This window comes from Halomonas sp. BC04, from assembly GCF_000568385.1.
Window position 1 is genome coordinate 19,532 of sequence record NZ_AZQX01000388.1, and the last position, 9,717, is coordinate 29,248.

Sequence of the window (9,717 nt, forward strand, 5' to 3'; positions counted from 1 at the left end):
GAAGACCGCCATAGGTTGCTGTTTTTATAAGTTTTGTGTTTTAAAGGGTTTGAAAAGTAAAGAAACGTCTTTTCCATGGAACCTTTGCGGCCGGCTTCTTATCTTGAAGGGAGGAGCACAAGGGGTTGTGCCGGCCCATCAGGTTGTCATCATGGAGAGAGACGGAATGAAACGTAATATTTTTATCATTGCCTTGGAGGAGCAGCAGCGAAAAGAGCTGGAGACCCTTCGCCATTCAAAGGATTTCGAAGTGCATGGTTTGCTTGACGTCGCCACCGCCGTGGAGTCGGATCATTTTTCGTTCAATGAGCTGCTGAGTGATGTGAGAAAGGAGTTGATAAACTTCAATGGTTCCGTCGATGCCATTTTGGCGCAATGGGATTTTCCTACCAGTGTCATGGTCCCTATTCTATGCAAGGAATATAACATTCCCTCCCCTTCTGTAGAAAGCGTGCTGAAGTGTGAGCATAAATATTGGAGCCGGTTGGAACAGGTTGAAGTGGTTCCGGAAGTGGTGCCGAAGTTCTGTGGGGTCGATCCTTTTTCGGAAAATCCGCTTGAACAGGTAACTCTGGAATACCCTTTCTGGATCAAGCCCGTCAAGGCGTTCTCGTCCCATCTCGGCTTCAAGATCGAAGATGCATCGCAATTTTATGACGCCATTGAAGAAATTCGCTCGGGAATAAGGAAGCTGGGGGACCCGTTCAACGAAGCACTCCAGTATGTTGATCTCCCGCCGGAAATTGCAAAAATGGACGGTAATTCCTGCATTGCCGAGGAGATCGTTTCCGGTGTTCAGGCTGCGCCTGAAGGCACGGTATTTCGCGGTGAGTTCAATGTTCATGGCATCATTTCTCAGCCAGTAGCGAGCTGAGTGATTCGCCTTGGGATCGGCTGGAGTATCCCAGCAACCTCCCGGAAACTGTGCACCGTAAAATGATCGATGTCAGCAAGCGTTTTCTTGAATATATTGGCTATGACAATGGATGTTTCAATGTCGAATTCATGTGGGATGAAGAGAAGGATAAGCTGTGGTTGATTGAGGTGAATACCAGGATATCTCAATCGCATAGTGAAATATTCATCATGGTGGATGGCATGTCAAATCATGAAGTTGCCATCGACATTGCTCTTGGTCAGCGCCCATCACTAACTAACCGTCAAGGGCTTTCGCCGGTCGCCGCCAAATGCTATATCCCCTATAAGCACAGGGACGGTATTGTCAAGAAAGTCCCGGATGATGAGGAGATAAAGGCTCTTCAGCACCGCTTTCCGGGCACCAAGGTCCGCATAGATATGGAGCCTGGCATGCGGCTGGGCGATCTCATGCACCAGGATAGCTTCAGCTATCGCCTGGGGACGCTATATGTCACGGGGGAAGACCACGACCAGATCGAAGAGCGTTATCTGGAATGCCTGGAGGCGCTCAAGTTCGATATCGAACCCATCGAATGAACCCGGAAGGAGGAATCGTGGAAATCATTGATTCATTTCCCTGCAAGGTTCGTGAGATAGAGAATGTTTTTATCCCGATGCGGGATGGCGCCAGGCTGGCGGCGCGTATCTGGCTGCCGGAAGAGGCCGAGAGGACGCCGATGCCTGCCATCATGGAGTACATCCCCTATCGCAAGCGCGATATCACACGTGGCCGGGACAAGCCGAACCATGGCTACATGGCGGGGCATGGCTATGTCTGTGTTCGTGTCGACATGCGAGGTAGCGGCGATTCGGATGGTGTACTCACCGACGAATACACCCAGCAGGAGCAGGAGGATGGTGTCGATGTCATCGCATGGATCGCCGAGCAATCCTGGTGTGATGGAAATGTCGGCATGATGGGCATCTCCTGGGGTGGCTTCAATAGCCTGCAGGTGGCTGCCAAGCAGCCGCCGGCGCTCAAGGCCATCATCAGTCTCTGTTCCAGTGATGACCTCTATGCCGACAACATGCACTACATGGGAGGCTGCCTGCTTGGTGACAACCTCTCCGAGGCTACCGTGATGTTCGCCTTCAATACGCTGCCGCCCGACCCGGCGATCGTTGGGGATCGTTGGCGTGATATGTGGTTCGACCGCATGAAAAACAGTGGCTTATGGCTGGAGCCGTGGCTCGAGCACCAGCGTCGCAGCGAATACTGGTCAACCAGTTCGGTGTGTGAGTACTACTCGGCCATTCAATGCCCGGTTTATGCAATCGGGGGGTGGGCCGACGGGTTCACCAACACGGTGCTGCGGCTGATGGAGCACCTGGAAGTGCCCCGCAAGGGGCTCATCGGTCCCTGGGGCCACAAGTATCCCCACCAGGGCTTGCCTGGCCCCGCCATCGGTTTTCTGCAGGAGGCGGTTCGCTGGTGGGACTACTGGCTGAAGGGCAAGGACAACGGGATCATGGACGAGCCCATGCTGCGCGCCTGGCAGCAGGATAGTGTGCCTCCTGATACCTCCTATGACGAACGGCCGGGACGCTGGATCGGCGAGCCGGGCTGGCCCTCGAAGAATATCTCGCTGGAGCGATACGCACTGGCGCCCTATACCCTAGGGCTGGGGGAAGGGCAGGAGAAAACCCGGCAACAGCCCCATCGGGAAGGGCAGGGGGAGGCCCTGGCGCTCCAATCGCCGCTGAGTGTCGGGCTGTTCGCCGGCAAGTGGTGCTCCTATGCGGCCACCCCCGATCTGCCGGGCGACCAGCGGGAAGAGGACGGCGGCTCGCTCGTCTTCAGTAGCCGTGTGCTTCAGGAATCGCTGGATATCTTCGGGGTGCCGTCGCTGGAACTGGAGCTTGCCGCCGACAAGCCACAGGCGATGTTGGCGGTGCGGCTCTCGGACGTGGCTCCCGATGGCAAGGCGACCCGTGTTACCTATGGTCTGCTCAACCTGTCCCACCGCGACAGCGATGCCCATCCCGAGCCGCTGGTGCCTCATCAGCGCTATCGCGTCACCATACCGCTGAACGGCATCGCCCAGCGCTTCCCGGCCGGCCATCAGATCCGGGTGTCGGTCTCGACGTCGTATTGGCCTTTGGCCTGGCTGCCACCTGAACCGGTGCAGGTGGATATCTACCCCTCGAAGTGCAGCCTCGTATTGCCGGTGCGAACACCCGTGGCGGAAGATGCCAGAATGGAGGCTTTCAAACCGCCTGAGGAAGCGCCACGGCTTGAGACGACGACCTTCGAGAGCAGTGAACACAACTGGTTGCTTCACCGTGACCTGGCCACCAAGGAGTCGGTGCTGGAGGTGGTAAACGATCAGGGCCACTTTCGCATCGACGACATCGGCACGGAGGTACGCCGCAGTACCCGTGAGTGGTATACCACCACAAATGATGACTTTACCTCGGCGCGGGGCGAAACCTATACGGAGCGTTCGTTCAAGCGCGATGACTGGAACGTCGAGGTTTATACGCGCACCGTCTTGAGCTGTACGGAGACGACCTTTCATATCCATGCCCAGCTCGATGCCTATGAAGAAGACTACCGGGTCTTCTCCAAGAACTGGGAGCGCGTCATCCCGCGGGACAATATGTAGCTCAGGAGCGTAAAGATTGGCTTGAAAGTGGAAAAGCCCCGGGGAGGTCCTCGGGGCAGATCGCGTGGCTAGAGGATGAGCGAATCGGAAATAGTCATCAGGTCTTGGCGCGCAGATCTCCGTCCTCCGAGCGCTCCAGGAACATTCGGGTGGTATCGTCGAGGTGTTCGGCCAGCCACTGGGCCATGGCTTCTTCCTCCTTGAGAATCCCTTCGCAGATCCGTGCGATGTCCGGCTTGGAGGCCTTCTCTGCCGCTTGGATAAGGGCCTTGTAGCTGGCGATTTCGAAGTGCTCGAAGGCGTAGCTGGCCATGCCGCCCTTGACCACTTCGTCGCCCGCCATCATGCCACCCATGGCCTGACCGAAGGCAGCCATCTTGCCGCCAAGGTCCTTTACCGCCGAAGTATCGGCGCCGAGCAGCGAGATACACTCCTCGATCTTTTCGGTCTGGCCGCGTGTTTCTTCGAGATGCTGCTCGATGCGTGTCTTGAGCTGGGGATAGTGCTCCAGGCGGCTCGCTTGGGCTTCCAGCATCTTCTCGGCCTGCTTTTCCATGGCGTGGGCATCACGCAGCCAATCTTCCAGATGCTTCGGGGTCTGTGGTTGAGTACCTACCATGTTTGCCTCCTTTCGCTGCCTCTTCGTTCGTTCAAGAGGCAGACACCGATGTCGTCCTTGTATCGTGAACTTGGCCTCTGCTTTTAGTGTCTGTTATCGACGACACTTGAGCGGCCGCCGCGTTGTGCGGTACGCGGCAGGGACGGTGATATGGCCAAGCCTGAGTCAAGGTAGTCGCAGCGTTAGCGGCTTCTCAATATAGATGCGGTGACGAAGTGAAAGAGAAGGTGTCAACCCCGCCAAGAGGTGGCTAGAGTTGATGGAATTGACCTCGGTAGAGTGATTGTTGACAAATATGGCCATGAGCTTGGGAAAGCGCTGGCGCATGGGGTAACATGCTGTCATTGATAGATGAGCCCAGTGAGTCGGCCCTGTGCCCACTGCTCGAGGAACCGGAGGAGAATCCATGGCGTTTGCCCAGAAATTCATCGTTGCCGATGATCATCCGCTGTTCCGTGCAGCCCTGACCCAGGCGCTGCGCCAACTGGCGCCCCAGGCCGAAATCGTCGAGTCCGACACCATGGCGGCGACCAATGAGGTGGTAACACGCCATCCCGATGCCGACCTGATTCTACTCGATCTCCACATGCCCGGCGCTCATGGCTTCTCCGGACTGATCCAGCTGCGTGGCCAGACTCCAGATATCCCGGTGGCAGTGGTGTCCGGCAGTGACGAACCTTACGTGGTGCGTCGGGCAATCGACTATGGGGCTTCCGGCTTCATCCCCAAGTCCTCTTCCCTGGCACTGATAGCAGAGGCGGTGGGCGAGATCCTGGACGGTGAGGTATGGCTTCCCAAGGAACTGGCCGACTCCATGGGGGATTCCAACGAGGAGGAGACGCGCTTCGCCGAAGCCATCGCCTCGCTGACGCCGCAGCAATTCCGGGTGCTCAACATGCTCACCGAGGGCCTGCTCAACAAGCAGATTGCCTATGAGCTGAGCGTCTCCGAGGCGACTATCAAGGCCCACGTCACGGCCATCCTGCGAAAGCTGGGCGTGCACTCACGCACCCAGGCGGTGATCGCGGCTCAGAAGCTCGAGGTGGAGCCGCCTAGAGTCGAGTCCTGAGCGACCAGCACTTGGCCTGAACGTTAGTGTGAACGCCAATGAAAGCCGCCGGATGCTCAGCACTCGGCGGCTTTTTGATGCTGCACATCGTGCATTCAACCCTCCTGGCGTGCGGCACGACTGGCCTGCAGGGTGCGKGTCAGCAGGGCGCGCAGGGCGGCTGGGCGCACCGGCTTCTGCAGCAGGTGGTAGCCCGAGCGACGGATCACTTCGGCCACCTCTTCGGTGCGGTCGGCGGTGATCACGATGCCCGGCACGGCGCCCTCGAGGCGTTCGCTCAATGCTTCCAGGGCCATCAGCGGTGACCTCATTGTCCAGGTGGTAGTCGGCCAGGATGGCATCCGGTTCACCGTCCAGATTGCGCAGGATTGACTTGGCACCACCGATGCTGGTGGCGGTGAGCACATCACACCCCCACCCTGAGAGCATCGCCTTCATGCCTTCCAGAATGAGTGTCTCGTTGTCGATACACAGGATGCGGGTGCCGGCGAGCTTGTTGCCGGCACGACGCGCAACGGCCTGCTCCGATATCGCCTCCATAGGGCGTGCCTCCACCACCGGCACGCTGACGGAGAAGACCGTGCCATACCCCTCACGCGAACGGACCCGTATCGGATGATCGAGTACCCGGCTCATGCGGTCGGCGATGGAGAGGCCTAGCCCCAACCCCTTCTCGCTCTCCTTGTGGCGGGTTGTCTGGTCCAGTCGACGGAACTCCTGGAAGATCTCCGACTGCTTGGACTCGGGTATGCCTGGGCCGCTGTCCCACACCTCGATGGAGAGCCGTTGCCCCTGGCGACGGCAGCCGAGCAGTACCCGCCCCTCCTGGGTATAGCGAATGGCATTCGACAGGAAGTTCTGGACGATGCGCCTCAGCATCTGCGGGTCGCTGTCGACCCACAGGTTCGTCGGTACCATCAGCAGGTCGAGGCCACGGTCCTCGGCCATGACCGCGAACTCGGCATACAGCGGCTGGAGGATATCGGCCAGGGCAAAGTGGCTGCGTCGCGGGGTCAGCGCGCCGGCATCGAGCTTGGAGATATCGAGCAGGGTGCCCAGGAGCTCCTCGGCGGCCTGCAGCGAGTTGTCGATATGGCCGATGGTGCGACGCATGTCCGCGGCCACGTCTTCCTGGGAGAGCGCCGAGGTAAAGAGACGGGCGGCATTCAGCGGCTGCAGCAGATCGTGGCTGGCCGCTGCCAGGAAGCGAGTCTTGGAGGCGTTGGCGTCCTCGGCCACCTGCTTGGCCTGGCGCAGGGCGAGTTCGGCCTCGGCGCGGACCCGGTTCTCCTGGCGCAGGGCGGCGTTGGCCTCGGAAAGCGCCTGGGTGCGCTCGCGGACCCGCTCCTCGAGCGTCTCGTTGGTCTCCTTGAGGGCGATTTCCGCCACGCGGCGCTCGGTGATGTCCTGGTAGAGGGCGAAGAAGCCGAGTATGGCGCCGCTGTCACCGAAGTGTGGCGTATAGGTGACCAGCATATAGCGGATGCCGTCGCTACCCTGCATGGAGACTTCGAAGCTGACCCGCTCTCCGGCCAGTGCTCGGCGAATCCAGGGCGCCCGCTCCCGGGCCATCTCGTCGGTGATTACCGTGTCCACCGATTGACCGATGACTTCGTTACGGTCGATACCGAAGGCCTGCTCATAGGCGCGGTTGGTGAAGAGGTAGCGGCACTCCTTGTCGAAGTAGGCAATCAGTGCCGGCACGTTGTCGGTGTAGATACGAATATTGTTCTCGGAGCGGATCAGCGCTTCCTCGATGCGCTTCTGCTGGGTGATGTCCTGGTAGGTGTAGACGAAACCGCCCCCCGGCATGGGGTTGCCCTGAACCTCCAGCACGCTGCCGTCCTGGCGATAGCGGACATAGCGGTGTGGCTGTCCGTCGCGGATATTGTCGATCAACAACTGGACGTGCTCTTCCGGGTCGCCGGGGCCATATTCGCCGTTGTGGGCGTTGTAGCGAAAGATCTTGTCGATGGGTGCGCCGACCCGTATCAGGTGGTCCGGGAAGCGGAACAGCTCCAGATAGCGCTGGTTCCAGACCACCAGGCGCAGGTTCTGGTCCACCACGCTGATGCCCTGGTTGATGTTCTCGATGGTGGCCTGCAGCAGGGCACGATTGAACTCGAGTACCTGTGACGCTTCGTCGACGATGGAGATGACGTCCGAAATACCGATGCCGCGTCCCTGCAGCGCAGAGTTGACCACGATTCGCGCCGACGACGCCCCCAGCACCGAGGCCAGGAAGCGTTCGGTGAACTGGATCACGTCGATGGAAGCGCGTGCGCCATCCTCCAGTGGCTTCCCGGTACGCCGGGCATAGTCGTCGAAGGCACGCTGTACCTGCTTGGCGCCCAGGAACCGTTCGCACAGCACCTTCAGGTCACCGACCGTGGTGGCGCCGGTCCAGGGACGATTGACGGAGGTCTGGCGAGTCTCGACGCTGTCCACGAACAGCGAGGCCTGGATCCGTTCCACCACACGCTGCGAAGTGATCTGGGACACGAAGATGTAGCAGAACAGGTTGACCCCGAGGGAGAGCATCACGCCATGGGTGAAGCTATCGCCGAAGTTGAGTCCGAATAGGGCGGTGGGGGTGAGCCAGGGGTGCCCGAAGGGGCCGCCATCGATCCAGTGAGGCGGCAGTACTCCGCCCTGGATCAAGGCGGGCATCAGCAGGCTATAGGCCAGATGGCGAAGCCTGCGTTCATGCCCACGATGACGCCCAGGCGGTTGCCACGCTTCCAGTAGAGGCCACCTAGAATGGCCGGGGCGAATTGACCGGCGGCGGCAAACGAGAGCATGCCGATCGAAGCCAGCGAGCTGAATTCGCCGATCAGGTGGTAGAAACCATAGGCCAGCGCCAGGATGACGCAGATGGTGATGCGCCGTACCTGGAGCACCAGGCGACCATAGTCCCGGGGCCGGGCGTCCAGCCAGCGCAGCCTGAACAGCAGCGGGATCACGATCTCGTTGGAAATCATGATCGATACCGCCACCGTGGCCACGATCACCATGCCGGTGGCCGCCGAGAAGCCGCCGATATAGGTGAACAGGGTCAGCCATTGGTTCCCTGCGGCCATGGGTAGCGCCAGCACAAAGGTGTCGGGCTCCACCGAGCCGTCGGGGAACATGGCCAGGCCGGCGGCGGCGATTGGCAGGATGAAGAAGGCGAAGGCCACCAGGTAGAGTGGAAACAGCCAGCGTGCATTTGAGGCGTCATCGGGGTGGGTGTTCTCCACGACAGCGACATGGAACTGTCGGGGGAGGCAGAAGATCGCCAGCATTGCCAGCAGGGTCTGGGCCCAGAAGCTGCGGCCGAAGTCCTGGTCGGCCAGCTGTCGCTGCAGTTCCAGTTGGCTGTCGGCCCGGCCCAGCAGGTCCCCGAGACCGCCGAACATCCCCCAGGTCACGTAGGCGCCGAGGACCAGGAAAGCCAGCAGCTTGACCAGTGACTCGAAGGCCACGGCGTGGATCAGGCCCTCGTGGTGCTCGGTGGCGTCGGTATGCCGGGTACCGAACAGGATGGCGAAGGCGGCCATGACGATGGCGACGAAGAAGGCCGTATCGGCGAACAGTGGGGTACGGGTAATGTCCGTGGCATCGGTGAGGACGGCAAAGGAGGTGGAGACCGCCTTCAGCTGCAGGGCGATATAGGGCAGGGTGCCGACCAGAGCCACCAGGCTGGCGAAGGCCGCCAGCGACTGTGCCTTGCCATAGCGCGATGCAATGAAGTCGGCGATGGAGGTGATGTTCTGTCGCTTGGCGACACGGATCATCTTGGCCAGCACCGGCCAGAACAGCAGGAACGTCAGAATGGGCCCGATATAGATGCTGGCGAAGGACCAGCCGGCCGTGGCGGCTTGGCCGACCGCCCCATAGAAACTCCAGGAGGTACAGTAGATGGCCAGTGCCAGGATATAGATGATGGGCCGGCGGCGGCTCGCCCCGTGCTTGCGGGCATGGCGATCGCCGCGCCAGGCGATGGCGAATAGCACGGCGATATAGAGCAGCGAAACGGCGATCAGTTGCCAACCGGCGAACATGTATTCTCTCCCTCGGATCTGCGGACCATTCTATGGCAATGGCGTCCAGTAGGGCAGTCAGTCGATGAACGGGTGGCGGGAAAGTTCAGCAGGAAAGGGCGGCAGGAAGGCAGGTGTCAGGAGCGAGATGGCCGGCTTACGGAGGGCAAACCGGCGATGGATAGGTGCCTTTGGGGATCAGGTGTCGCGACAGACCGCCTGATACAGCAGCGTATCGCTATCGACGCTACGCAGGGCAGAGAAGCGGGGTTCGCGTTCTTCGCCGATAAGCGGCAGCTTTTCCTGTGAGGTGCAGTTCATCAGGAATGCCTGATGGGTCAAGCGGTCCACGTAATCCTTCTCGAAGCGATAGAGGATGAACTCCACCAGCTGTTGGTCGTCGGCCTCCCTTGACACCATGCTGCTGCGATCCACCACGTTGAGGGCGATGGTCATGGGGAAGAAGTACGTCCAGGGGCGCCA

Annotated in this window: 5 protein-coding genes and 2 pseudogenes; 4 read left to right on the top strand and 3 right to left on the bottom strand. The window is 60.0% G+C overall.

The window, feature by feature from the left end:
- The first annotated feature begins 166 nt into the window (after window positions 1-166).
- From Q427_RS34890 to Q427_RS25980, 3 genes are all read left to right on the top strand, one after another.
- Window positions 167-874 carry a hypothetical protein gene (locus Q427_RS34890; RefSeq protein ID WP_231613928.1) on the top strand — a complete coding sequence of 236 codons (708 nt, stop codon included), beginning with the start codon at window positions 167-169 and terminating at the stop codon, window positions 872-874.
- A gap of 62 nt (window positions 875-936) precedes the next feature.
- Window positions 937-1,455: an ATP-binding protein gene (locus tag Q427_RS34895; RefSeq protein ID WP_231613929.1), complete on the top strand. Its 519-nt coding sequence runs from the start codon at window positions 937-939 to the stop codon at window positions 1,453-1,455.
- A 17-nt stretch (window positions 1,456-1,472) separates the two neighbouring features.
- The gene (locus Q427_RS25980; protein ID WP_043518331.1) at window positions 1,473-3,524 is read left to right on the top strand and encodes a CocE/NonD family hydrolase; all 2,052 of its coding nucleotides are present in this window, start codon (window positions 1,473-1,475) and stop codon (window positions 3,522-3,524) included.
- A 97-nt stretch (window positions 3,525-3,621) separates the two neighbouring features.
- Here the strand turns inward: Q427_RS25980 and Q427_RS25985 are convergent, their stop codons facing one another.
- Complete coding sequence (locus Q427_RS25985; RefSeq protein ID WP_043518333.1) at window positions 3,622-4,143, bottom strand: ferritin-like domain-containing protein; 522 nt, start codon at window positions 4,141-4,143, stop codon at window positions 3,622-3,624.
- A 406-nt stretch (window positions 4,144-4,549) separates the two neighbouring features.
- Here Q427_RS25985 and Q427_RS25990 point away from each other — a divergent pair, with 406 nt between their 5' ends.
- Window positions 4,550-5,212, top strand: a complete 663-nt coding sequence (locus Q427_RS25990; RefSeq protein ID WP_043518335.1) for a LuxR C-terminal-related transcriptional regulator — start codon at window positions 4,550-4,552, stop codon at window positions 5,210-5,212.
- 95 nt (window positions 5,213-5,307) lie between these two features.
- Here the strand turns inward: Q427_RS25990 and Q427_RS25995 are convergent.
- Both Q427_RS25995 and Q427_RS32830 read right to left on the bottom strand, forming a co-directional pair.
- Window positions 5,308-9,255, bottom strand: a pseudogene (locus Q427_RS25995) (hybrid sensor histidine kinase/response regulator).
- Window positions 9,256-9,432: 177 nt separating this feature from the next.
- A pseudogene (locus Q427_RS32830) lies at window positions 9,433-9,717 on the bottom strand (hypothetical protein); the annotation flags it as partial.